Annotated in this window: 22 protein-coding genes; 17 read left to right on the top strand and 5 right to left on the bottom strand. The window is 52.1% G+C overall.

The annotated features are described in order from the left end of the window. Positions 1-86: 86 nt before the first annotated feature. Together OCV59_RS02690 and OCV59_RS02685 are read left to right on the top strand one after the other, a co-directional pair. Entirely contained in the window at positions 87-1,217 is a 1,131-nt protein-coding gene (locus OCV59_RS02690; protein WP_147592902.1) for a pyridoxal-phosphate-dependent aminotransferase family protein, read from the top strand. A 159-nt stretch (positions 1,218-1,376) separates the two neighbouring features. After that, complete coding sequence (locus OCV59_RS02685; RefSeq protein ID WP_147592900.1) at positions 1,377-2,306, top strand: NAD(P)-dependent oxidoreductase; 930 nt, start codon at positions 1,377-1,379, stop codon at positions 2,304-2,306. 440 nt (positions 2,307-2,746) lie between these two features. Here the strand turns inward: OCV59_RS02685 and OCV59_RS02680 are convergent, their stop codons facing one another. After that, complete coding sequence (locus OCV59_RS02680) at positions 2,747-3,073, bottom strand: branched-chain amino acid transporter permease (RefSeq protein WP_147592958.1); 327 nt, start codon at positions 3,071-3,073, stop codon at positions 2,747-2,749. 260 nt (positions 3,074-3,333) lie between these two features. Continuing rightward, positions 3,334-4,056, bottom strand: a complete 723-nt coding sequence (gene azlC, locus OCV59_RS02675) for an azaleucine resistance protein AzlC (RefSeq protein WP_147592956.1) — start codon at positions 4,054-4,056, stop codon at positions 3,334-3,336. Between the two features lie 291 nt (positions 4,057-4,347). On the opposite strand from azlC, the gene OCV59_RS02670 reads away from it, so the two are divergent. From OCV59_RS02670 to OCV59_RS02655, 4 genes are all read left to right on the top strand, one after another. Beyond that, positions 4,348-4,926 carry a hypothetical protein gene (locus OCV59_RS02670; protein WP_147592898.1) on the top strand — a complete coding sequence of 193 codons (579 nt, stop codon included), beginning with the start codon at positions 4,348-4,350 and terminating at the stop codon, positions 4,924-4,926. A gap of 74 nt (positions 4,927-5,000) precedes the next feature. Beyond that, positions 5,001-5,405 carry a putative ABC transporter permease gene (locus tag OCV59_RS02665; protein ID WP_262584068.1) on the top strand — a complete coding sequence of 135 codons (405 nt, stop codon included), beginning with the start codon at positions 5,001-5,003 and terminating at the stop codon, positions 5,403-5,405. Between the two features lie 97 nt (positions 5,406-5,502). Then, positions 5,503-7,047 (top strand): phosphohexomutase domain-containing protein, encoded by a 1,545-nt coding sequence (locus tag OCV59_RS02660; RefSeq protein WP_147592894.1) that lies wholly within the window; start codon positions 5,503-5,505, stop codon positions 7,045-7,047. A gap of 5 nt (positions 7,048-7,052) precedes the next feature. After that, entirely contained in the window at positions 7,053-8,087 is a 1,035-nt protein-coding gene (locus OCV59_RS02655) for an NAD(P)H-hydrate epimerase (RefSeq protein WP_147592892.1), read from the top strand. Positions 8,088-8,089: 2 nt separating this feature from the next. Here the strand turns inward: OCV59_RS02655 and OCV59_RS02650 are convergent, their stop codons facing one another. The 3 genes from OCV59_RS02650 to OCV59_RS02640 form a co-directional block, all read right to left on the bottom strand. Further along, entirely contained in the window at positions 8,090-8,509 is a 420-nt protein-coding gene (locus OCV59_RS02650) for a MazG family protein (protein WP_147592890.1), read from the bottom strand. Between the two features lie 111 nt (positions 8,510-8,620). After that, positions 8,621-9,532, bottom strand: a complete 912-nt coding sequence (larE, locus tag OCV59_RS02645) for an ATP-dependent sacrificial sulfur transferase LarE (protein WP_262584067.1) — start codon at positions 9,530-9,532, stop codon at positions 8,621-8,623. 9 nt (positions 9,533-9,541) lie between these two features. Next, positions 9,542-10,519, bottom strand: a complete 978-nt coding sequence (locus OCV59_RS02640; RefSeq protein ID WP_147592888.1) for a DMT family transporter — start codon at positions 10,517-10,519, stop codon at positions 9,542-9,544. Positions 10,520-11,579: 1,060 nt separating this feature from the next. Between OCV59_RS02640 and OCV59_RS02635 the strand changes: the two genes are divergently transcribed. The 11 genes from OCV59_RS02635 (at position 11,580) to purD (ending at position 25,671) form a co-directional block, all read left to right on the top strand. Beyond that, positions 11,580-12,200, top strand: coding sequence for a histidine phosphatase family protein (locus OCV59_RS02635; protein WP_262584066.1), 621 nt, complete (start codon positions 11,580-11,582; stop codon positions 12,198-12,200). Between the two features lie 29 nt (positions 12,201-12,229). Beyond that, the gene (cysK, locus tag OCV59_RS02630) at positions 12,230-13,147 is read left to right on the top strand and encodes a cysteine synthase A (RefSeq protein ID WP_147592884.1); all 918 of its coding nucleotides are present in this window, start codon (positions 12,230-12,232) and stop codon (positions 13,145-13,147) included. 444 nt (positions 13,148-13,591) lie between these two features. Continuing rightward, the gene (locus OCV59_RS02625; protein WP_147592882.1) at positions 13,592-17,356 is read left to right on the top strand and encodes a phosphoribosylformylglycinamidine synthase; all 3,765 of its coding nucleotides are present in this window, start codon (positions 13,592-13,594) and stop codon (positions 17,354-17,356) included. A 247-nt stretch (positions 17,357-17,603) separates the two neighbouring features. Next, on the top strand, positions 17,604-18,095 hold the full coding sequence (gene purE / locus OCV59_RS02620; RefSeq protein WP_147592879.1) for a 5-(carboxyamino)imidazole ribonucleotide mutase: 492 nt from the start codon (positions 17,604-17,606) through the stop codon (positions 18,093-18,095). 28 nt (positions 18,096-18,123) lie between these two features. Further along, the gene (gene purC, locus OCV59_RS02615; RefSeq protein ID WP_147592877.1) at positions 18,124-18,831 is read left to right on the top strand and encodes a phosphoribosylaminoimidazolesuccinocarboxamide synthase; all 708 of its coding nucleotides are present in this window, start codon (positions 18,124-18,126) and stop codon (positions 18,829-18,831) included. Positions 18,832-18,886: 55 nt separating this feature from the next. Continuing rightward, positions 18,887-19,936 (top strand): phosphoribosylformylglycinamidine cyclo-ligase, encoded by a 1,050-nt coding sequence (purM, locus tag OCV59_RS02610; RefSeq protein WP_147592875.1) that lies wholly within the window; start codon positions 18,887-18,889, stop codon positions 19,934-19,936. A 12-nt stretch (positions 19,937-19,948) separates the two neighbouring features. Further along, positions 19,949-20,533 carry a phosphoribosylglycinamide formyltransferase gene (gene purN, locus OCV59_RS02605; protein WP_147592873.1) on the top strand — a complete coding sequence of 195 codons (585 nt, stop codon included), beginning with the start codon at positions 19,949-19,951 and terminating at the stop codon, positions 20,531-20,533. Positions 20,534-20,792: 259 nt separating this feature from the next. Beyond that, on the top strand, positions 20,793-22,214 hold the full coding sequence (locus OCV59_RS02600) for an amidophosphoribosyltransferase (protein ID WP_147592871.1): 1,422 nt from the start codon (positions 20,793-20,795) through the stop codon (positions 22,212-22,214). A 6-nt stretch (positions 22,215-22,220) separates the two neighbouring features. Continuing rightward, the gene (locus OCV59_RS02595; protein WP_147592868.1) at positions 22,221-22,934 is read left to right on the top strand and encodes an IMP cyclohydrolase; all 714 of its coding nucleotides are present in this window, start codon (positions 22,221-22,223) and stop codon (positions 22,932-22,934) included. A 28-nt stretch (positions 22,935-22,962) separates the two neighbouring features. Continuing rightward, positions 22,963-24,258 (top strand): phosphoribosylaminoimidazolecarboxamide formyltransferase, encoded by a 1,296-nt coding sequence (locus tag OCV59_RS02590; protein WP_262584065.1) that lies wholly within the window; start codon positions 22,963-22,965, stop codon positions 24,256-24,258. Positions 24,259-24,288: 30 nt separating this feature from the next. Beyond that, positions 24,289-25,671, top strand: a complete 1,383-nt coding sequence (gene purD / locus OCV59_RS02585) for a phosphoribosylamine--glycine ligase (protein ID WP_147592864.1) — start codon at positions 24,289-24,291, stop codon at positions 25,669-25,671. Positions 25,672-26,056: the final 385 nt, after the last annotated feature.

Below are 26,056 nucleotides of genomic sequence, written 5' to 3'. Positions count from 1 at the left end.
TAATGCATGGAACAGCCCGGGCCGTTACGGTCCCGGGCTTTATGAGTATATAAAGGATATCGGAAATACAACGAGGAGGTAATGATATGTACAAGATAATGACGGCGGGACCGACGCAGGTCCGTGAAAACGTGAGAATGGCAAGGAGTCTGGAGACCACGAACCCTGATCTGGATGTGGCTTTCTGCGAATTTTACAAGGAGACGTGCGATCTGCTGCAGGAGCTCCTGCATTCGTCGGGAACGGCATATATACTTGGCGGCGAGGGCATACTCGGGCTTGAAGCGGCGTGCGCGTCGCTGACAGAGCCGGGAGACAGAGTGCTCGTGCTCGATAACGGCATATTCGGAAAAGGCTTTGCGGATTTTGTAAAGATGTACGGAGGCGAGCCTGTGCTGTTCACGTCGGACTATCAGAAACCGATCGACGCGGCAGAGCTGAGAGCTTTCCTCGAAAAAGACTCGGACTTCAAATATGCGACAGTAGTGCACTGCGACACTCCGAGCGGTGTGATCAACGACGTTTCGGTGATCTGCCCGATGCTCGCGGAGTTCGGCATACTTTCAGTGGTGGACTCCGTGGCCGGAATGTTCGGCGAGTACGTGAATGTGGACGAAAGCCAGATCGACATACTCTGCGGCGGCTCGCAGAAGGCGCTTTCTGCTCCGGCAGGACTGACGATGCTCTGGGTGAGCGACAAGGCCATGGCTGCCATGGAAAACCGCAAGACGCCGATCGCTGCGTTTTACGCGAACATCCTGACGTTCAAAACTTATTACGAGGACAAGTGGTTCCCGTACACGATGCCGATCAGTGATATCAACGGTTTAAGGGTCGCGGTGGACAACGTGAAGGCTGAGCCGGATATCGTGGAGCGCCATGCAAAGATCGCAGCTGCGACGAGGCAGGCGGTGTGCAAGGCCGGGCTGTCGCTTTATCTGAAGGAGGGATATGCGAACACCGTTACGGTTATCGAGGTGCCTGATGGACTGACGGACGAGCAGATCCTGTCGACGATGAGGGACAAGTACAATGTGATGATCTCCGGATGCTTCGATGTGCTGGCAGGAAAGGTGATCAGGATCGGGCACATGGGTGAAAATGCCAATGTCGATGACATGGCGATGACGCTCGATGCGATGGATAAGACGTTTGCGGATCTCGGATACGAGCTCGGCTGCAGCATGAAGGCGGAATTCCTGGCAGCGATGGAGTAAGGGTGGACGCGCATCGCTGTGCATGTATGACGGCAGGCATGCCCGTCACACCCCGCTGATGATCAGTACGCCTGCGATTTCTGCGCCTGAGTCCTGTTGACTCGCGGCCGTTCAGAGCATATAATCTGGATATACCAGAAGAAATGGAGATGTGCAGATATGAGAATAGCAGTTATGGAGCCTCTCGGCGTGGAGCAGGAAAAATTCATGCAGATCGCGCGCGAGGCCGTGGGCAATGATGTTGAAATAGTTTGTTACGATACGAGGACGACCGACGTGGAGGAGCTCGGCAGGCGCGGCCGCGACGCAGATATAATCGCGATCGGTAACCTGCCATTTCCGCGGGAAGTACTGGAAAAATGCGAAAATGTAAAGATGCTGGCGGTGGCATTCACGGGTCTTGACCATGTCGATCTCAAGTACTGCGAGGAGCGCGGCATAAAAGTGCAGAACTGCGCGGGATACGCCACGACGGCAGTGGCAGAGCTGACTTTCGGACTGCTGCTGGATCTTTGCAGGAACATCGGCAAGTGCGATACAGCTGCCCGCAATGGCGGCACGAAAGCCGGACTGATCGGGTTCGAGCTCGAAGGCAGGACGATGGGAATCGTCGGGACCGGCGCGATCGGCGCCAGAGTTGCAAAGCTTGCAGCTGCTTTCGGGATGGACGTGATCGCATACAGCAGAACGCCGGGCAAAGTTGCGGGTGTTCGCTATGTGAGCCTTGAGGAGCTGCTGGCGCAGGCGGATGTGGTTTCGCTGCATGTGCCGCTCACTGATGAGACTCGCGGAATGATCGGAGCAGAAGAACTGGCGCTCATGAAAGAGACCGCAGTTCTCGTAAATACTGCACGCGGGCCGGTGGTCGATACGAAGGCTCTCGCCGATGCGCTGAACAGCGGCAGGATCGCAGGCGCGGCGATCGACGTGTTCGATAAGGAGCCGCCGCTCGATGCGGATGAACCGCTGATAAATGCAAAGAATACAGTCGTTACACCGCATGTGGCCTTCGCGACGGACGAATCGATGATAAAACGCGCAGAGATCGAATTCCGCAACATCGCGGAGTTTATTAAGGACAAGCGCTAGGTGCTGACCTGCGGGCGGACCTGTGATTGTGTGATCATATGGGGCTGATCGCAGTCGGCAGCCCATAGAGCCATGCGGTGTTTGTGGCCGGATGTGTGAGCTTGTGATTGTGTGTAGATCAAGGCGTATGATTCGTTTGCGTGAGAGAACTCTCCGGTACTGTGAAAATACCAAAAATGAAATAAGGACAATCTATTTTTAGCATTATCCTTAAAAAAATCAGATTTGAAAATGGTCATGATACCAAGAAGCTGGATCCAAAGTCATCTTCTTGGTATTTTTTCTTGGAAAATAGAGCATTTTAACGTGAGAAAATGCTAAAAGTCGCTTGTCTGAGGTGAGTTTTTGGTTTTTAGATAGCGCTACGGGGGGCATTTTGGGGGTAAAAATACCAAAGATAAAAGTGAGTAAATAAAGTTTTGGTAAATGCCCCAAACGCCTTAGAATATGAACTGCACGAGTATCATGTAAAATATCGTGCCGCCGGCGATCGAAAGCAGCATCTGGCGTTTCCATGTGTGGAGGGCGATCACCAGCGTGATCGCCAGTAATTCGGGTATAGCGTGGCTGCCCGTGAAGATGCTGACATTTTTCAGACAGTATATTATCAGCAGTCCAAAGACTGCAGGCGGCAATACATTCCCGAGATACTGCACATATTTAGGTGTAGGTTTTCCGGCAGGGAAAACGAAAAACGGTACAAATCTGGTCAGCATCGTTCCCAGAATGACCATCGCGATCGTGACGATCTGCTGCGTTAAAGTCATCATTTAAAAAATCCTTTCATATATTTGTCGACTACAGGTCGACATAAAGGTCACACCCCTGTGGTGCTTCATATGTTTGTCGGCTGAGAGCCGACATTAAGGTATGCCCTGCGGCGATTCATATGTTTGTCGTTCCCTGTTAGGAACGACATCAGGTTGCACCCCTGGGGTACTTCATCTATCTGTCGCCACCCGAAGGGCGACATCCTGCAGCTTTTGCAAAACTCTGCAGTGCGCATCTGCCTGTACCCATCATCCGGTCACAGCCTTTTCTCGATCGGCTTCCTGATGATCGTCAGGATACCCAGTATCGCGATCATGGATGGAATGATAAAATCATCCGCGCCGAACAGCACGAGACACAGCAGAGAGACACCAAGCCCGATCAGCGAGCACGCGTGCTGCCTTTCCTTTAACCACTGTTCCATAAAAATCACGACAAACATCGCAGTCATAGCGAACTCAAGCCCGTCCGTATTGAATCTTATCAGCGAACCGAACAGGCCGCCGAGCGTGGACCCCGTGACCCAGTAAAGCTGGTTCAGCAGCGTGACGAAAAACATGAACCAGCCGCGATTCACATCCTCCGGGATCTCAGCCGAATAATTTATCGAAAACGATTCGTCACACATGCCGAAGATCAGATACGGCTTTTTCCAGCCGGTGCCGCGAAACCTGTCCAGCATCGACAGCCCGTAAAAAACATGCCGTGCATTTACCATCAGCGCCATCGCGAGCGCCTGGATCGGGTTGAACGCACCCAGCAGCAGATTCACGGTTATGAATTCCACCGAACCGGCAAAAATAGTCATGCTCATGAACATCGGATACCAGAAGCTGAATCCGGAAACGTTCATATATATCCCGTATGTGAGGCCGAGAAACCAGAACCCGGCGAATATCGGTATCGTATATGGAAAGGCGCACTTCAAGGCTCTCATCACGGTCTGTCTCTTATTTTTAAAGTTTGAAGAAAGCTTCATCTGATCCATAAAATATCTCCTGTATCTTTCCTGTATTTCTTCTATATCTCTTATATATTTCTCCTGCGTCTAAGCCTGCCTTATTAGAGTACCATTGAATATGTATACATTCAATTATATAATGTGCAAAATATAAAAACAGCGATTCCCATCAAAGATAAGCGCCGTTCTGTGAAAATCACAAGAAAAAAAGCACACAAACCGAGCATATTTCCAGCATCGCAGTTACACACATGTGATGAATAATATGTAAAAATAATGTAATTATAAATGATATGTGAGGTAATTTTGATGAGATCGACAAACAGAACAGGCAGAAAAAAGACATCAGGACAGAAAACATCAGGCATCGTGAAAGCGTTTTACATCGCCGCAGCAGTGCTCATGGCGATCTGCATTTACATGATCGTGGTCAATTCCATGTACGTCGTAAATTATGCGAGCAGCTACGGGATGACTCTGTCAGACATGAAGCTCGACGCGGTCCAGTACATCGTGACCGGTTCGATAAGCTATTTCGTTTACGGCGCGCTCCTGTTCGCCGCAGGCAGGATCATAAGCATGCTGCAGAAAGCGCAGAGCTTCGGGACCTGCAAAGCATCCGCAGACGAAAGTCTGTATGTATCAACGGACATGCAGGACACGATCGGCGCGCTGAGCGTGGAGGCGGAGGGTGCCTCGGGCGATCCAGAGAAAGCTGAGGATTCCGGGGATCTTCAGGTAAAGGCTGCAGGTGCTGAGTCTGCAGACGATCAGGAGCACGTCGCGGGAGACCTCCGGGCTAAGGCGGATGACGATACCGTATCCGGCGCAGCGGATGGAGCGGAAGAAACCGAAAAAAGGGAAGAAACCGAAGGATCCGATGAATAACCCGGCATGCGAAACGCTGCGATTTTCATAAAAATAACATGACTACATCCCTGCGGCCGGCAGATACTATAAGTATGAGTATTATAGTGTTTTTTGCGGGAGCCGCAGGGTATTCTATAATTGAATATATGTTCAGAGGGTATACTCACTGGTCGATGGCGCTGACCGGGGGAGCCTGTCTGCTGACATTCTATTACTATCTCAAAGAGAACGACAGAGCTCCTACGCTGGTGAAAGCCGCAGCGGGAGCCTGCATCTTTACGGTATTCGAATTTTTTGTAGGCATCATAGTGAATATGTGGTTCAAATGGCATGTCTGGGACTATTCAGATCAGCCGGGCAATATAATGGGACAGGTCTGCCCGCTGTTTTCGCTTGCCTGGTTTGCTCTGAGCCTGGTCATGCTGCTGGTCGCAGGCAGCCTGCATCGCGTGCGCCTGCGCTTTGCACATGAGAACAATGTCGAAAAAAGAAAATAATTCCTTTTATGTGTCCCCGGCTTAGACTATAATAAATGTAGCGGCTGCGAAAGCAGCCGGATCTTAACAGAAAACATATTTATTAGGAGATAAGCAAATGAAGAATTATAAAAAACTGCAGAACGGAAGCGATATAAGAGGGATTGCGATAACGGGTGTTCCGGGGGAACTGCCCAACCTGACTCCGGACGTTGCGGAGGATATAGCGCGCGGGTTCGTGGTTTGGCTCAGCGATAGATCGGGGAAAAAGCCGGAGGATCTGACCGTTGCGGTCGGACGTGATCCGAGAATTTCGGGAAAGCGCCTGGTGCAGGGAATGATGAATGGCTTCGGACCTTATGGTGTAAAGGTGTACGACTGCGGACTCGCATCGACGCCGGCGATGTTCATGACAACGGTGTTTCCGGAGTTTGCATGCGATGCGGGCATCATGGTGACTGCCAGCCATCTGCCGTACAACAGGAACGGATTCAAGTTTTTCACGGCTGAAGGCGGCCTGAACAAGGGAGATATCGCACAGATCCTGGAGTATGCTGCTGATGAGGAGGCCTGTAGAGCGAAGCTCGGGGAGCCCAGCAATCACGATGCCAGGGTCAGAGATTTCGGCAAGCTGGTCTACCCGATGGTTGAGGGCGATGTGATGACGGTGTACTGCGATCATCTGAAAAACCTCATCGTGAAGGGTGCTGACAATGGAGACAGACCTCTCGAGGGAATGAAGATAGTGGTGGATGCAGGAAACGGCAGCGGCGGATTTTATGCAAAGCGCGTGCTGAAGCCTCTTGGCGCTGACGTGTCAGCGAGCCAGTTCCTGGAGCCTGACGGCATGTTTCTCAACCATGCGCCGAATCCTGAGGATCGCGATGCGATGAATTCGATCATGACAAAAGTGATATCGTCGGGTGCGGATTTCGGACTTATATTCGATACCGACGTGGACAGATCGGCGGCTGTAGACGGAAAGGGCAGAGAGATCGCCAGAAACGGCATCGTTGCGATGGCGGCAGCTCTCGTTGCAGAGGAACACCCGGGTACGACGGTCGTGACCGACAGCATCACGAGCAGACAGCTGACTGATTTCATAGAAAACAGACTTGGGCTCAGACACCTGAGATTCAAGAGAGGATATAAGAACGTGATAAACAAGGCGCAGGAACTCAATGAGGAAGGGATCGACTGCCAGCTGGCGATAGAGACTTCCGGGCATGCTGCGTTGAAAGAGAATTACTTTCTCGATGACGGCGCGTATCTGGCGACGAAGATCGTGATAAAAGCGGCGCAGCTCAGGAAGGAAGGAAAGACGCTCGACAGCGTGATCGAGGATCTGCAGGATCCTGCCGATGAAAAGGAAGTGCGCATACCGATTGTAAGTGCGGATTTTGCGGGATACGGAGATAAAGTCCTGGCGGGTCTCAAAGCTTTTGCGGAGGAGTCGGACGAGCTTTCGCTTGAAGAGCCAAACTATGAAGGCGTGAGGATAAACTTTGCGGACGGCTGGTGCCTTCTCAGAAAGTCGCTGCACGACCCGATCCTTCCGCTCAATATGGCGGCAGACATCGAAGGCGGCTGCAAGGTGATCGCGGATGTGATGAGAGAATTCCTTGCCGGATATGACGGACTCGATATGAGCGTGATGGAGTAGTTGTCATGGGCAGAGAACATTTTGTGACATGTGGTCAGATGAAGATCCTCGAAAGAAGAGCAGACGAGGATGGACTGTCATATTATCAGATGATGGAAAACGCAGGTACCCGCGCGGCTGAAGTGATAATGGAAACTGTGGACTACAGGAGCATCATAACGCGTGCGGGGTCTGTCGGGGATCAGGGTGCGGGTTCTTCCGGCAAAGATGTATCAGCCGCTCCGGGTAAAGGTGCGGGTAATTCTGCTAAGCCTGCATATACGGGCAAGCCTGACATTTCGATGACGGCCGCCGGCGATAACTCCGGTATTCCGGAAGCAAAAGTCGCAGAGACTGCACCGGCAGGCACTTTGCTCGATAAGGTCATCGGTGACGCAGGTGCTGCGGGCGCCATGAAAGATAAACCGGCTTACATAATGACAAAAGGCAGCAACGGATTCGTGAGCAGAGTCGACAAACGCAGTCTTCAGAAGAAAGTGCTGATTTTCTGCGGCAAGGGAAACAACGGCGGAGACGGCTTCGTCGTTGCAAGGCTTCTGCACGATGAGGGCTATGCCGTGAAAGTCGTGCTGGTGGACGGTCCGCCGCAGACTCCCAACAGCATCACCAACTTTGAGCTGCTGAAGGAACGCGGCATAAGCATTGCTGATATGGTGGAGAACGATCGTGCACTGCTGGAACTGAAAGAGATCCCTGATGTGATAGTAGACCCGATTTACGGGACCGGTTTCCGCGGGAAGCTAAGAGGTAACGGCCTCAGAGCGGCGATCTATATAAACAGCTTTTCGGTAAATTCCGGGAATCTGCCCGCTCACAAAGACACGATGGTCGTGGCGATCGACATACCATCCGGACTTGGCGGTGACCTTACCGACGAGAAGGAGCTTGAAACCAGAAGCGTTTCAGCACACTGCACTGTGACTTTTCATGCAAAGAAGCCGGTGCATCTTCAGAAGTTCGCAGCTCCTTACTGCGGAAAGATAGTGGTCGCAGATATCGGTATAGATGAGGAACGTTTGTGGAAAGTCGAAGTGTGGTAAAGCTACTCTTCGGCTTTTTCCTTTTTCTTGATCTCCTGCCAAAGCGCAAGGCTTTCCTCGGGGGAGCTGACTTTCACATCACCGAATACGTGAGGGTGTCTGCGCACCATTTTTTCGGAAACGCCCTGGATCACATCGTCTATCGTGAATCGGCCTTCTTCAGCTGCGATCTGTGCATGCATGACTACCTGGAGGAGCACATCGCCGAGTTCCTCGCAAAGGTTCACGTCATCTTTGTTGTCGATCGCGTCGATGACTTCGCCGGACTCTTCGATCAGGCATTTTTTGAGCGATTCGTGGGTCTGCTTGATATCCCACGGGCATCCGCCCGGAGCGCGCAGTTGCGCGATGATCTCGATGAAATCGTCAAAACTGTATTTTATATTGGTGTCATTGTAATCGAATTTTTTGTTTTCGGACATTTTTTCCTCCTGTTGCGATTATTTATGGTCGGCCTTCCTCATAGCCGGTAAGGCATCGGACCTCTTTCTCCTTTGTCGATGGCGCTATGATGCGTGCGAGTGCGGACGATCTCAGCCGTTCAGGCTGCCCATTCTGTATCCGCCCAGATCGAGCGCGGCGAATTTGAAGCCGCATTTTTTTATCTCTTCATTCACCATATCCATGAAAGCCTCATCATAAAAACGGCTGCGGTCTTCAGGCAGGACTTCGATCCTGGCCACGTCACCGTGATGGCGTACGCGCAGCTGAGTGAACCCCAGACCTCTCAGATATGATTCGGCCTTGTATACAGCTGCAAGCTTTTCGCGAGTTATCTGCTCGCCGTAAGGGATCCTGGATGCGAGGCATGCAAACGCAGGCTTTTCCCACATCGGGATGCTGCCGCTCGGCGACGGCACGGTCAGCGCCTGCTTTATCAGCGGATCGCTTTCAGCCAGCTGATGTAAAGCCGTTCGGATCTCCTGTTTCGTGAGCCCGGCTTCCTTGAGCGGACTGGCGACCTTGAGCTCCTGCAGTGCTTTGTGCCCCGGTCTGTAATCGCTCATGTCGTCGAGGTTCGTTCCGTCGGCCAGGACACGCCCCTGCTCATCCGTGAGCTTTTTGATCGACGAAAAAATCGCCTTTTTGCATACGTAGCAGCGGTCGACCGGGTTGTCCTCGATCAGCGGCAGTATGTGATCCACCGGGATCAGCTCGTGCGATATGCCGAGTTTTTTGCAAAGCGCTGCGGAGTATTCGGTTTCGTCAGGTGCAAAGTGCGGGCCGGAGGCAGTCAGGGCAGCGATGCGGTCATCGTGCCATATTTTATATGCGAAGCAAAGCAGGAAGGCGCTGTCGACGCCTCCCGACAGCGCAACGGTCATTTTTCCGTATCCGCTGAGTATGGAACCGAGTTTTTCGAGTTTTGATTCAAGCGTTGTGCCAGTGCTGTCGGAGCCGGGCATCTTGCTTGTCTGTTCATTTTTCTGTCCGGTTTTATCCATTGTCTTCCCCTATTCTTCTGATGTCACTGCAGGCCCAGCTTTAGGCTTCTCCGGAAGCTGTGCGACTACGATCGCCGCGAACATGATGACACAGCCGATGATCTCGCGTATGTCCATGCTTTCCCCGAGCAGCAGCATTCCTGCGATCACTGCGAATACAGATTCGAGGCAGAGTATCATCGATGCGACGGTCGGATCTGTATCGGCCTGCGCGATTATCTGGAAAGTGTATGCCACGCCGCATGAAAGTACGCCGGTGTAGATCAGCGGCAGCCAGTTTGAGAGCACAGCATCCAGTGTCGGCAGGGAAAATCCGATAAGCGGATCCAGCCATATGAAGCAGAGCGAAACGATACCTGCGGTCAGGAACTGTATGCACGAAAGACGCACGCCGTCGGCTTTCGGTGAAAAGTTGTCAATGATAAGTATATGCATAGCGAACATGATCGCACATATCGGCATGATCATATCTCCCTTGTTGAGATGGGAGAATCCGCCGCCTGAAGGGATGCAGAGCAGATACAGTCCTATGGCAGATGCGATGACGCAGAGCCAGATCACGGGGCGCACTTTCTTTTTGAGAAAAACCAGCCCGAAAATCGGTACGATCACCACGTAAAGCGCAGTTATGAAACCAGCCTTGCCTGCTGTCGTGTAGCAGATCCCCAGCTGCTGCAGACCGGCTGCTGTTGCAAGTGCAAGTCCGCACAGTATGCCGCCCTTGAGTGCATTTTTCCATGCGGCACGTTTTTCTTCCTTTGTCATGGACATAGCAGCACCACCTTCAGCTCCGGTATTTGTTCTTCCCTTGAGCCGGTCCATTATGCTTATTACCGGAAGCAGTACAAGTCCTCCGATCAGTATGCGTATACCGTTGAATGCTATCGGGCCCATCAGGTCAGCGCCGCTCTTTTGGGCCACGAAAGCGCTTCCCCAGATCATAGCAGCAAGTATCAGCATCAGATCTCCACGCAGTTTTTTATTCATATCAGCTATCCTTTCATTAGTTTGTCGATCGAAGATCGACATTCAGGTTACACCCCTGTGGTGGTTCATTAGTTTGTCGATCGAAGATCGACATCAGGTTACACCCTTGTGGTATTTCCGCCGGCGTATGTAAAGTCTGCAGTTTTAGTATATGCAAAGCTGCAGTGTTTCGTTTGCAGTTATTTACAGGACGCTTGAGCGACGGAAGAATATTGGAACCATTATATCAAATCATGGCGCAGTTGCCAAATCGGATTCGATGTAAAGATGCTAAAAAAGGCAATTGTATAAAATACTCGCTATTTCGGGTGGTTTCGTAATAGTGCTTGTTTGGGAAAAAATGTATATGCAATTATTCTGCATAAAATGAATGATAAACGCATAAATATGCATAGAAAGTATTAAAAATCCTTCATATCTCAAATAAACGGCAGTTCCTTAAGTGAGGATTTGGCCGGCTAAAAGCCGTGTTACGAAATCTGTTGGAATCGCTTCAAAAAAGTACAACGCACTGTATTAAAACATCTCTGCCGGGCGCGATTTTTATATATTTCACATTTCGATCGCAATCCGGAATCTAAAAAGCGAATGCATAATACGCGTATAAAGGCAGCGGAAATCATATCAGATTTTTCACACTCCTGCATGTCACATTGTCATTGTGCTCTTCGGCACCTTCCGGTAACTCTCGCTGTAGCACCGCCTCTCTGCGCCCGCCTCTATGCACTGCCGTACTGTCATCCCATCTCTATGCGAGCGTCAATGTCCCGTTTCGCCCCTGCGCCCGCCTCTATGTATCGCCCCGCGTCAGCATCTCCCGGCGGTCACATTTCTGATGTCATGGCTTCCTAGATGCCGGGATTTATGTTATTATGTAGGAAATATCGCTTTCGATATTTCCTGAATATCAACAAAATTTTCATACGAAAATATGTGGCGAAGCCACTTTTGTTCTATTATTCATAGCTTCTGCGGGCGGGGCGCCGCGGACGATCATAGTTTCGGCCGCCGGAAGTCACAGGAGAGCGTTTTTTATCACAGGAAAGCAGGTAAGATTCACATGAGATCCAAGATATGCCTGATAAGGCATGGTATTACAGAAGGAAACAAACACAGGCTATATTACGGACATGCCGATATCCCGCTGGCGGAGGAAGGCATCGCATCGCTGAAAGGACTCGTGGAGCGAGGCATATACCCCGACGGCAGCAACGCCGACTTTTACACGACGGGACTCAGGCGCACGGAACAGACGATGGAGATCATATACGGAAAAAGAGAGCACGAGATACTGCCGCAGCTCAAGGAAATGAACTTCGGAGATTATGAGATGAAGAGCCATGGCGAACTCAAAGTGCTTGACCATTATCAGACATGGAAAGCCGACAAGCTGGGCACACTGTCACCGCCGAACGGCGAAAGCCTGCAGGCGTTTTACAAGAGGATCGTCAGAGGCTTTGACGATTTCGAGAAAAAACACATGCTGAAAGTGCTTTCCATGAGACACAAAAGCGAAGAGGCACTTTCCATAATCGTATGCCACGGCGGCACGATATCGGCGATACTGGAAAGCATCTACCCGAAAATAAAAGACAACTTTTACAGGTGGATCCCGGATCCGGGCCACGGATACATACTTTACATGGAGGACGAGGACGTTCTGGGAGTAGAGAAATTCTGATTTCTGATTTTCGAGTGAGGAGGAGAAAAATGGATATCAAAGACACAGTCACACAGCTTATAGGAAACACGCCGCTGCTCAGGCTCCACAAGATGGAGGAACGCTTCGGAGCAGGCGCAGAGATCGTTGCAAAAGTCGAGATGTTCAATCCGGCGGGCAGCATCAAGGACAGAGTAGGATACAATATGGTCATCGAGGCGGAAAAAAGCGGCAGGCTCAAGCCGGGCGGCACGATAATAGAGCCGACGAGCGGCAACACAGGCGTGGGTATCGCGATGACGGCCGCTGCGCGCGGATACAAAGCTGTCATGGTGATGCCGGAGAGCATGAGTCTGGAAAGGCGCAAGCTGCTGGCAGCACTGGGTGCCGAGCTCGTCCTGACTGACAAGAACGAAGGCATGAAGGGCAGCGTGGAAAAAGCCGAGGCACTGGCAAAAGAGATCCCGGGCAGCATCATAGCAGGGCAGTTCGAGAACCCTGCAAATCCGCAGGCGCACTATGAGACGACTGCGCCGGAGATCTGGGAAGCGACAGATGGAAATGTGGATATCTTCATCGCGACATTCGGAACGGGCGGCACAGTAACAGGCGTCGGCAGATACCTCAAGGAAAAAAATCCTGACATCAGAGTGATCGGCGTGGAACCCGCATCATCGCCGCTGGTGACAGAAGGCAAGGCCGGCCCGCACAAGATCCAGGGAATAGGCGCGAACTTCATCCCTGAAGTGCTGGAAGTGAAGCTCATGGACGAAGTCATAACCGTCACCGACGACGACGCGCTCGAAACGATGAAAGCGCTCGCGAAGACAGAAGGCCTGCTGGTCGGAGTTTCGGCCGGCGCTGCGGTATACGCGGCAGGACAGGTCGCAGCAAGACCTGAAAACGCAGGCAAGAGGATAGTCGTTGTACTGCCGGATACAGGCGAACGCTATCTGAGCATATTTTAATATGTATTTTTAACGCAAACAAAAGAGCTGCCTGGGACTTGCCCCGGCAGCTCTTTTGCTGTCATCACACTAATTTACTATTTATTTAGGAGAGGTGTTTGTTTTCCTCTTTTGGAGTGATTATATAATAACAGGGCATTATGCCGATTTGGAGTTATATATGTGAAGAAATCTTGAAAAGAGTGTGTCAGTCGCATGAGACAGAAAAATCGAGCTTGTTCGGCAAATGAGACGGAATCTTCAGAAAACAGAGCCGACGCGTTGCACTGCTCTCTAAAAATACGAACTATAAACAAAAAGAACGAGATATACATTCGAGTTTTGCGTGAAAATTTAACTTTTTTTGCGAATACAATTGATAAATTCAGTCGAAAGTGCTAACATTAGCGTATGATATAAATTTACGAAATAAACGTTTTTAATGATCTGGAAAGGACAAATTCGATGGTAAGAAGGATTTACGTTGAAAAGAAAAAAGGCTTTGATGTAGAAGCCGAAGCACTCTTTACAGATGTAAAGGAAAATTTACACCTCGAGGATCTATCAGGAATAAGGATCCTGAACCGTTACGATATGGACGGCATAGATGACGCTACTTATGAAGCGGCTAAATTTACAGTATTTGCAGAACCTGCCATAGACGTCGTGTATGAAGAGACGATGCCCGTGGATCTGAGTTCTGCTATTTTTTTCGCAGTTGAATACCTGCCGGGCCAGTATGACCAGAGAGCAGACTCGGCGTCACAGTGCATCAAGCTCATGAACGCCGAAGCAGACGCGACTGTAAAATTTGCAAGAGTGATAGTGCCTGAGGGAAACATCAGTGCCGCAGACCTCGAAGCGATAAAGAAATACTGCGTGAATCCGGTAGACTCGCAGATCGCTGCGAATGAAAAGCCGCAGGATCTGGAGATGGAGACGACCGTGCCTGAAGACGTCGCGGTGATAAAAGGCTTCAGGACGATGAGAGAACCGGATCTCGAAGACTACAGAAAAGAGATGGGCTTTGCGATGAGCCCTGAAGATATAAAATTCGTGCAGGAATATTATGCGCGCGATGAGCGCAGAGACCCGACCCTGACAGAGCTCAAAGTCATCGACACATACTGGTCGGACCACTGCAGACATACCACGTTCAACACGACACTCGAAGAAGTCGGCTTCGATGACAGCCCTTACGGCAGACTCGTGGCGCAGGCCTTTGCACAGTACCTCGACATCAGAAAAGACGTGTATGGCGACAGAGACAAGAATCTCTGCCTGATGGACATGGCATGCATCGGAGCAAAGTACCTCAAGAAGCACGGCAAGGCTGACGACCTCGACGAATCAGAAGAGATAAACGCATGCAGCATCAAGGTCAGGGCGAAGATCGACGGCAGGGAAGATGACTGGCTCGTGATGTTCAAGAACGAGACACACAACCACCCTACAGAGATCGAGCCGTTCGGCGGAGCAGCAACATGTCTTGGCGGAGCGATAAGAGACCCGCTTTCAGGCAGAGTCTACGTGTACCAGGCTATGAGAGTGACAGGTGCTGCAGATCCGAGGACGCCGGTAGAAGACACGCTGAGCGGCAAGCTGCCTCAGCGAAAGATCACGACGGAGGCTGCTCACGGATACAGTTCGTACGGCAACCAGATCGGACTTGCCACAGGCCTTGTAGACGAAGTTTACCACGACAACTACGTTGCCAAAAGAATGGAGATCGGAGCGGTAGTCGGGGCTGCACCTGCAGATCACGTGATAAGAAAGGTCCCTCAGAAGGGCGACGTTATAATACTGGTCGGCGGCAGGACAGGCCGCGACGGATGCGGCGGAGCTACAGGCTCGTCCAAGGAACACACGGAAGAATCGATACTGCAGTGCGGAGCAGAAGTCCAGAAGGGCAACCCGCCTGTAGAGCGAAACATACAGAGACTTTTCAGGAGAAAAGAAGTCGCTACACTGATAAAGCGCTGCAATGACTTCGGTGCCGGCGGTGTGTCGGTAGCCATCGGCGAGCTGGCCGACGGCCTTGAGATCAACCTCGATCTCGTGCCGAAGAAATACGAAGGCCTCGACGGCACAGAGCTCGCGATCTCGGAGTCGCAGGAAAGAATGGCAGTCGTGGTCGATGCCGACAAAGAGCAGGAATTCATAAAGTATGCAGCTGAGGAAAACCTCGAGGCCACTACGGTCGCAGAGGTGACCGACACGAACAGAGTCAGGATGTACTGGAGAGAAAAATGCATCCTCGATCTCAGCAGAGATTTCCTGAACACCAACGGAGCGCAGCAGTTTGCAAAAGCTTTCGCTGCTGATCCAAAGGCTGTAAAGGAGTCGGCCGGCGAGCTGGCTGACGTTCTCGTGGAGACGAAGACGAAAGAGCAGCTGCTGACAGACCTGAACTGCTGCAGCAAGAAGGGCCTGATCGAAAGATTCGACAGCACGATCGGAGCGGCTACGGTGCTGATGCCTCTCGGCGGCAAATACCAGCTCACTCCGGCGGCAGGAATGGCTGCGAAGCTGCCTGTAACAGAGGGTGAGACGGAAACGGCAACGATCATGAGCTACGGCTTCGACCCTGAGCTCGCTATGAGGAGTCCGTTCCACGGAGCGCTTTATGCAGTGATCGACTCAGTGACGAAGATCGCAGCGATGGGCGGCGACTACAGGAAGATCCGCCTGACTTTCCAGGAATATTTCGAAAAACTCGGCGAGGATCCGGCAAGATGGGGCAAGCCTATGGCAGCACTGCTCGGAGCGCTGAGAGTGCAGAAAGAACTGGAGATACCGGCAATAGGCGGAAAGGACAGCATGTCCGGCACGTTCATGGATATAGATGTGCCGCCGACACTTGCATCCTTTGCAATAACAACGGTCGATGCAGGCGATGTGGTATCGCCTGAGTTCAAGTTCGCGGGCAGCACGCTCGTGGCGCTGACATCGCCGGTGGACAAAGACGGAGTAATAGATTTTGAGATATACAGGAACAACATGCTGAAGGTCAGAGAGTTGGCAGCAGCCGGCAAGCTGCTGGCAGCAGACGCGATAGGACGCGGAGGACTTTACATGACTCTCGTAAAGATGGCAGTCGGCAACAGGATCGGCGCTGATGTCAGTGTCGAGGGCGACATGCTTTCGCCGATGTTCGGCTCGATGGTGATCGAGATCCCGGCAGGCGAGGATGTGGACAGCCTGATGGCCGGAGCTGTCTATGCGGTACTTGGAAAGACTAACGTATCCGGCAGTCTCGTGATAAACGGAGAAGCTGAGGATCTCGCGGAGATCACTGCAAAGTGGCAGGAGCCTGAGGAAAGCGTGTTCCCTGTAAGGACTGCGGATCAGCGCGGCGGCATCGACAAGACGCCTGTGGCACAGCCGTTCTTCACTCAGAGAAACATGACAGGACCGCTCGTAAAGGTCGCAAAACCTAGAGTAGTGATACCGGCGTTCCCGGGAACGAACTGCGAGATGGATTCGGCGAGAGCGTTCAGGAAAGCCGGCGCTGAAGCGGACATCCATATAATAAGGAACCTCACGACAGCTCAGCTGGAGGATTCGATAAAGGAACTCGGACAGAAGATCAGGACGAGCCAGATCATCATGATCCCGGGCGGCTTCTCAGGCGGAGACGAACCGGACGGCTCAGCGAAGTTCATCACTGCAGTTTTCCGAAATCCTGGGATCAAGGATGCGGTCGCTGAACTGCTCGAGAAGAGAGACGGTCTGATGCTCGGTATATGCAACGGTTTCCAGGCACTGATAAAGCTGGGTCTCGTTCCGTACGGAAAGATCACGGACGGCACGGAAAACAGCCCGACGCTGACCTACAACAGGATCGGCCGCCACGCGTCGTGTCTCGTGAGGACCGGTGTGACGTCGGTGAAGTCACCTTGGCTGGCAGGCGTGAGTGTGGGCGATGTGTTCACGATCCCGGTATCGCACGGCGAAGGAAGGTTCATCGCGAGCGAGGAAGTGCTGCAGCAGCTGGCTGCAAACGGTCAGATCGCTACGCAGTATGTGGGATTTGACGGCAAGCCTTCGATGGATATCGCTTTCAATCCTAACGGGTCGGCAATGGCGATCGAGGGCATCACATCACCGGACGGAAGAGTATTCGGCAAGATGGGACATTCGGAAAGGATCGGCAGAGATCTCTACAAGAACGTTCTCGGCGAGAAAGATCAGAAGATCTTCGAGTCGGGCGTTAAATACTTTAAATAGATGAAACCCCTGCTGCAGGACGGCGCCCGGCGCTGCCCTCGCAGGGATAACCTTAATGTCGACTTGCAGTCGACACACTAATGAAACACCGCAAGGGTATAACCTAGATGTCGGTCTTTGACCGACAAATAATTGAAGCTCCCTGTGGGAGTAACCTGATGTCGGTCGCAGGCCGACACACTAATGAAACCCTAAAGGATAACCTGATGTCGATCTGCGATCGACACACTAATGAAAGGAGTGCATTATGAAGGTTGGAATAGTGATGGGCAGTAAATCGGATTATCCGGTAGTCCAGAAAGCAGAGCAGATGCTCGAGAATTTCGGCGTAGAATATGAAACTAGGATCATTTCGGCACACAGGACGCCGAAACAGGCTGAACAGTTCGCGGCAGACGCAGAGGGCAGCGGCTTTGGCTGCATCATAGCAGCGGCAGGCAAAGCTGCGCACCTGGCGGGAGTCCTGGCGGCAACGACGCCGCTGCCGGTGATAGGTATACCGATGAAATCAAGCACTATGGACGGACTCGATTCGCTTCTTTCCGTGGTGCAGATGCCAAAAGGCGTGCCGGTCGCAACAGTTGCGATAGACGGCGCGGAAAACGCAGCGCTGCTGGCAGTCCAGATCCTGAGCACAGCAGATCCGGCGCTCAGAGAAGCCATCAAGGCTTTCAAGAAAAAGCAGGAAGAAGAGATCATCGCGCTCGACCGCGAATTCAACGAATCTAAGAACAAATAGAATGAACGATACACAGGAGGTTTACGATATGAAGAAATTAGAACAGCTTTACGAAGGCAAGGCAAAGAAAGTTTTCAAGACAGACGATCCCAAATGTCTGATAGTTGATTATAAAGATGATGCGACAGCATTCAATGGCGAGAAAAAAGGTCAGATCGTAGGAAAAGGCGTAGTCAACAACACGATGACGAACATCATCCTGCAGCTTCTGGAGCAGAAAGGCGTGCCTACTCACTACATTGAGCAGATCAGCGACAGAGAGACGATCGTAAAGGCAGTGAAGATTCTTCCGCTGGAAGTCATCACGAGAAACATCTCAGCCGGCTCCTTTGCAAAGAGATACGGCGTTGAAGAAGGCATCGTGTTCGACAAGCCGACATTCGAGCTTTCATACAAGAACGACGACCTCGGCGATCCGCTCATGTGTGAGTCACATGCACTCGCGCTCAAGCTGGTGACAGAGGAGCAGCTCGAAAAAGTGAAGGCATATACGGCAACAGTAAACGAAACGCTGAAGGAATTTTTCCTCGACAAAGGTCTCAAGCTGGTAGACTTCAAGATCGAATTCGGACTTTACGACGGTGAAGTGATCCTGGCAGACGAGATCTCGCCTGATACATGCAGGCTCTGGGACGTAGAGACGAACGAAAAGATGGATAAGGACAGATTCAGAAGAGACCTCGGCAAGATCGAAGAGACATATGCCGAAGTCCTCAGAAGAGTGAAAAACGACTAGCCCGCGCTTTTGCGAAAAAATCACGTTAAAGATCCGTGTGTGGAGGAGAATATAAATGGAAGACAAAAAACTTACATATAAAGACGCCGGTGTTGACACCAAAGAAGGCGAGCGTGCAGTATCGCTGATGAAAGAGCACGTGAAAGGGACTTTCAATGAAAACGTGCTGACAGGCCTAGGTAGCTTCGGCAGCCTTTTCAGCCTCGATGTGAAAGGCATGACTCAGCCGGTGCTGGTGTCCGGAACTGACGGCGTGGGAACGAAGCTCAAGATCGCGTTCCTGATGGATAAGCATGACACCGTAGGTATCGACTGCGTTGCGATGTGCGTCAACGACGTGCTGTGCCAGGGTGCAAAACCGCTGTTTTTCCTGGATTACATCGCGACAGGCAAGGTAAAGGCGGAGAAGATCGCAGATATCGTAAAGGGCATAGCTGACGGCTGCAAACAGTCGGGCAGTGCGCTCGTAGGCGGCGAGACTGCCGAGATGCCGGACTTTTACAGCGAAGGCGAATACGATATGGCGGGATTTTCAGTCGGTATCGTGGACAGGGACAGGATCATCACAGGTGAGAAAGTCGCTGTCGGCAACAAGATCATAGGCATCCCGTCAAGTGGTATCCACAGCAACGGATATTCGCTGGTGAGAAAAGTGTTCTTTGACAAGATGGACATGAAGGTGACTGACTACGTCGAGGAGCTGGGACAGACTCTCGGAGAGGCGCTGCTGACTCCGACCAGAATATATGCAGACGCATGCGATGCAGTGCTGCCGAAATTCGATATAAAGGGGATAGTTCATATAACCGGAGGCGGATTCTTCGAAAACATTCCCAGGATCCTCCCTGCCGGTACAGCTGTTTCCATCGACGTGGGAAGCTGGAAAGTGCCGCCGATCTTCCCGTATATCAAGAAGTGCGGCAATATAGACAGGAAAGAGATGTTCTCGACCTACAACATGGGTGTGGGTATGATGATGGTAGTCGACGCTGCTGATGCCGGCGCTGTCGTGGCTGCGCTGGCGGCTGCGGGTGAAAACGCATCGGTGATAGGCGAAGTCGTGGAAATGAAGGATGAAAAGGTCATCCTCAACTATAACGAATAGAGGTCAGGGAAAATGAGTGATAAAACGAAGGTGGCGGTCCTCGTCTCGGGCGGGGGCACGAACCTGCAGGCGCTGATAGACAAGATCGCGGCGGAGGAGCTTCCTGAAGCGGAGATCGTCGAGGTCATATCGAGCAAAGAGGGCGCGTTTGCACTGGAAAGGGCTGCACGTGCGGGCATCCCGACGGCTGTTGCAAAGTCGCAGGCTGACGTGCTGGCGGAGCTGAAAAGATCCGGCGCGGAGATGATCGTGCTGGCAGGCTATATGAAGGTGCTTTCGCCGGAGATCATAGAGAATTACAGGAACAGGATAATCAACATACATCCGTCGCTGATACCGAAGTACTGCGGCAAGGGGTTCTACGGGATAAGAGTGCACCAGGCGGTGATAGCCGGCGGTGAAAAGGAAAGCGGTGCGACCGTGCATTACGTCGACGAGGGAGTCGACACGGGCAGGATAATCCTGCAGGAAAAGGTGCCGGTGCTGCCGGGCGATACGCCTGAGGAGCTGGCGGCAAGAGTGCTGGTAACGGAGCACAGGATCCTGGCGGAAGGCTTGAGGATCGCGATAGCTGAAATGAAGCCCCTGGAGGGGTAACCTTTATGTCGACTTGTCAGTCGACACACTAATGAAACCCCTTGGCAGGGATAACCTTTATGTTAGCTCTGCGAGCCAACAAATCAATGAAACCCCTTGGCAGGGATAACCTGATGTCGACCTGCGGTCGACAAATATATGAAATACCACAAGGGTATAACCTTTATGTCGACCTGTGGTCGACAAATATATGAAATACCACAAGGGTATAACCTTTATGTCGACCTGTGGTCGACAAATATATGAAAGGAGCAATTTAATGGGTGGAGTAATAGGTTTTGTTTCTAAACAGGACTGCGTGATGGATCTGTTCTTCGGCACAGACTACCATTCACATCTTGGGACCAAGAACGGAGGAATGTGCGTGCTGCAGGACAGCGGCAGCTTCAAGCGTTCTATCCATAATATAGAAAACTCACCTTTCAGAAGCAAATTTGAAGCGGACATAGAAGAGATGTCCGGAAAGATGGGAATAGGCGCGATAAGCGACGGCGATCCGCAGCCGCTGACAGTTCACAGCAGGCAGGGAGACTACGCCATCACTACAGTAGGGCGCATAAACAATAAAGCCGAACTCGTAAAGGAGCTGCTGGACGGCATGTCCGGACAGTTCATGTCGATGAGCGGCGGAGACATAAACAACACGGAACTCGTGGCGGCGCTCGTTTCCACGGGAAAGGATCTCGTGGACGGCATCAAGATCGCACAGGCAAAGATCGACGGATCCATGACGATGCTGATACTCACGAAGGACGGCCTTTACGCGGCAAGGGACAAATACGGCAGGACGCCGCTGATCATAGGGCAGAAAGACGGCGCGTACTGCGCGGCTTCGGAGTCATTCGCATTCATAAACGTAGGATATAAATACAAGCGCGAGCTGGGGCCGGCAGAGATCGCATTCATCACGGCGGACGGTGAAGAGACAGTTGCCGATCCGCAGAACGAGATGAAGATCTGCGCATTCCTGTGGACGTATTTCGGATATACGACTTCGATATATGAAGGGCGCAACGTCGAGCTGATGAGAAACAGCAACGGCGGACTTCTTGCAGAAAAAGACGGAGACCTGGACGTGGACTACGTTGCAGGAGTGCCGGACAGCGGAGTGGCTCACGCACTGGGATATGCCAACAAATCGAGAGTGCCTTATGCTAGACCTCTCATCAAATACACGCCAACATGGCCGAGAAGCTTTATGCCTCAGAACCAGAAGGCGAGAGACCGCATAGCTAAAATGAAGCTCGTGCCGGTTTTCCAGATCATAAAGGACAAGAAATTCGTGCTGATAGATGACTCGATCGTAAGAGGGACGCAGCTTTCCCAGACGGTCAGCTACCTGATAGACAACGGCGCGAAAGAGATACACGTGAGGTCGGCATGTCCGCCTATAATGTACGGATGCAAATACCTGAACTTTTCACGTTCGGTAAGCGACCTCGAGCTCATCACGAGACGAGTGATCCGCGACCTCGAAGGCATAGAAGCCGAGGAGGTCTCGCAGGAGCTGCTCGCCGAGTACACAGACAGCAAGACCGAGAAGCACCAGGCTATGGTCGAGGAGATAAGGAAGAGACTCAAGTTCGACAGCCTGAGATTCCAGGATCTCGAGGATACAGTCAAGGCGATAGGAGTGGACAAATGCAAGCTCTGCACCTACTGCTGGGATGGAAGGGAGTAGATCACAATGCAGAAAAAATCACTGTCATCACTGCTCAGCAGCAATGCGTACCCGGGCAGAGGCATAGTAATAGGAAAATCAGAAGACGGCAGATACGCGGTGACGGCGTATTTCATCATGGGCAGGAGCGTGAACAGCAGGAATCGCGTGTTCGTGACACAGGACGAGGGCATCAGGACGGAAGCGTTCGATCCTTCGAAGCTCAGCGATCCGAGCCTGATAATATATGCACCGGTAAGAGTGCTTGGAAATTCGACGATCGTGACGAACGGCGATCAGACAGACACGGTATACGATCTGATGTCAGAGGGAAAGACGTTCGAGCAGGCGCTTCGCACGCGTGAGTTCGAGCCTGACGATCCGAACTTCACCCCGAGGATATCAGGGATCATGAACGTGGAAAACGGCAGCTATGACTTTGCGATGTCCATACTCAAAAGCGACGACGGAAATCCCGAGTTTTGCATAAGAAACACGTTCGCTTACGAAGGATGCCCGGCAGGCGAAGGCCGTTTCATACATACATATGTAGGCGACGGTAACCCGCTCCCGAGCTTTGAGGGCGAACCTGAGAAAGTCGACATCACCGGAGACATAGACGCGTTTGCGGATACGGTGTGGAACAGCCTCAACGAAGACAACAAGGTATCGCTGTTCGTGAGATTCATAGATATCGAGACAGGAAAATACGATACGCGCATCATAAACAAGAACAAATAGCCGCGCTTTGAGTGCCGCACGGCGCCGGATGCGGACATGCCCGGCATTTCGGACATCACCACGCGCCGGGCGCGATATACGATGTCAGAAGACGCGCCAGGCGCCCCGGCATGAAAGACTTTGCAAGATTTGCATAAGGAGAAATCGAATGAAAGAATTAGAATTAAAATACGGATGCAACCCCAACCAGAAGCCTTCCCGCATTTTCGTGGAAAACGGTGAGCTGCCGATCGAAGTGCTGAACGGCAGACCAGGCTACATCAACTTCCTGGATGCGTTCAACGGCTGGCAGCTGGTGAAGGAGCTCAGGGAAGCGACAGGACTTCCGGCTGCGACATCGTTCAAGCATGTTTCGCCGGCCGGAGCTGCAGTGGGACTCCCGCTCAGCGACGTTGAAAAAAAGATCTACTGGGTCGACGATCAGGGTGACATGTCGCCGCTGGCATGCGCGTATGCGAGAGCGAGAGGCGCAGACAGGATGTCGTCGTTCGGCGATTTCATATCGCTTTCGGACGTATGCGACGTGGACACAGCCAACATCATAAAGCGCGAGGTTTCCGACGGCGTGATCGCGCCGGGCTACGAGCCGGAAGCGCTGGAGATCCTGAAGACAAAGAAAAAAGGAAACTACAATATAATCAAAATAGATCCGGAGTACAAGCCTGATCCTGTGGAAAGGAAGCAGGTGTTCGGCGTGACGTTCGAGCAGGGCAGGAACGAGATGCCTATAGATGAGGCGTTCCTGGGAAAGCTCGTGACGGAGAACAAGGATGTTCCGGACGATGTAAAGCGCGACCTGATAATCGCACTGATAACGCTGAAATACACGCAGTCGAATTCAGTCTGCTATGTAAAGGGCGGGCAGGCGATCGGCATCGGCGCCGGTCAGCAGTCGAGGATCCACTGCACGAGACTCGCAGGTCAGAAGGCTGACAACTGGCTTCTCCGCCAGTGCCCTAAAGTGCTCGAGCTCCCGTTCAGAGAAGACGTCGGAAGACCGAACAGGGACAATGCTATCGACGTTTACATGAGCGACGACTATATGGACGTACTGGCTGACGGCGAGTGGGAAAAGGTCTTCACAGAGAAGCCGGATCCGCTCACGAGAGAGGAAAAGAGAGCGTGGCTCGACCAGATGGACGGCGTGGCGCTGGGATCAGACGCTTTCTTCCCGTTCAGCGACAATATCCAGAGGGCGTACCGCAGCGGCGTGAAATATATCGCGCAGCCGGGCGGCTCGATCAGAGACGATCTTGTGATAGAAGCATGCAACGAGTACGGCATCGCGATGTACTTCTCGGGCATGAGACTGTTCCATCACTGATAGCGGCAGGCATGACAAGGAGGTTCACTGATGAAAGTTTTAGTTGTGGGCGGAGGCGGCAGAGAGCATGCGATATGCTGGAAGCTGGCGCAGAGCCCCAAAATCGATAAATTGTACTGCGCTCCGGGAAATGCCGGGATCGCGGCGGTCGCAGAATGCATAGACGTCAGTGCCGAGGACATCCCAGGCATCTGCAGCTTTGCATCTGACGAAAAGATCGATCTGGCGGTCATCGGACCGGAGGTGCCGCTTGCGATGGGTATAGTGGATGAGCTGGAAAAGTGCGGAGTGCGGGTATTCGGGCCTAATAAGAAATGCTCGCAGCTCGAAGCCAGCAAGTCGTTCACCAAGGCATTCCTTGCAAGGCATGATATCCCGACGGCAGGCTACAAAGAGTTCACTGACAAGGACGAGCTGCTTTCAGCAGTCGGGATCTACGGATACCCGATGGTGCTCAAGGCTGACGGGCTTGCAGCCGGAAAAGGTGTTGTGATCCCTGAGAATGAAGCGGATGCAAAGGCTGCGATCGAGGAAATGATGGGCCGGAAGGTCTTCGGTTCGGCTGCTGACAAGGTAGTGGTGGAGGAATTCCTGACAGGTATCGAGGCGTCGATGCTCTGCTTCGTGGATGAAAATTCGATAGTGCCGATGGAATCTGCGCAGGATTACAAGAGGATATTCGACGGAGACAAGGGGCCGAACACAGGCGGCATGGGAACTTACTCGCCGAGCCTTGTGTTCACGCCGGAGCTCGAAAAGCAGATAAGAGAGCAGATACTGGAGCCGACGCTCAAGGGATTCCAGAAAGACGGACTGGATTTCAGGGGAGTGCTGTTCATCGGCCTGATGATATCTGAAGACGGTCCAAAGGTGATAGAATTCAACAATCGCTTCGGAGATCCGGAGACTCAGTCGGTGCTGCCGCGACTCGAAAGCGATTTATTGGATATTTTCGTTGCGGTCACTGAAAACAGGCTCGCAGATGTCGAGATAAAGTGGAGCGATGAAAAGGCAGTGTGTGTAGTTGCTGCATCGGGCGGATATCCCGGCAGCTACGAGAAAGGCAAAGTGATCAGCGGACTCGATGACGTCGACGATGACGTGATCGTCTTCCATGCCGGTACAGCTGCAAAGGCGGCAGGTCAGTGCGAGGCAGAGGCTGGAGCTGATCTCGAGGCCAGGGCGGGGGCCGGATGCGGATGCTGCTGTTCAGGCGGCGCCTCGGCAAGCGAGGCAGGTGCCGCGGAGGGCGTGGAGACCGTGATCGTAACTTCAGGCGGCAGAGTGCTCGGCGTCACAGCTCTCGGCAAAACGCACGAAGAAGCCCGTGCCAAGGCATATGACAATATCCGCAGGATCAGCTTTGACGGCATGCAGTACAGAAAAGACATCGGAACAATCAATCGGCGATAGGCGATCGGTGAGCGATATTCGCCGGAGCTCCGGTACAGACAGATCCTGTTAATAGTTCTGGGCGATTTGGACATATGAAAATCGGCAGATAAAACGATATCAATGTAAAAGCGCTGTTCGACTTGAAAAGACGAGTCGGACAGCGCTTTTGAAATTACATTGAATAACCGTGCACCAGCGGATAGTTGTGCGCTGATGCGGCAGCTTCAGGCGGGAAATGCGGAAAATGCCTTGCTCAAGTCATAAACATCTCTGCTATAACTGTGGCTATAATTTCTTGATTTCCTCTTCGGTGAGACCGGTAATTTCTTTGATAAGCCGGATATCGAGTTTTTTAGCCAGCATCTTTCGTGCGATGTCACGCTCAGTTTCGATACGCCCGGTT

This window comes from Brotomerdimonas butyrica (genome assembly GCF_025567305.1).
GTDB classification, from domain to species: domain Bacteria; phylum Bacillota; class Clostridia; order Peptostreptococcales; family Anaerovoracaceae; genus Lentihominibacter; species Lentihominibacter butyricus.
Note: the sequence above shows the minus strand (reverse complement) of the source record. Positions and strands in the feature narration are given on the sequence as shown.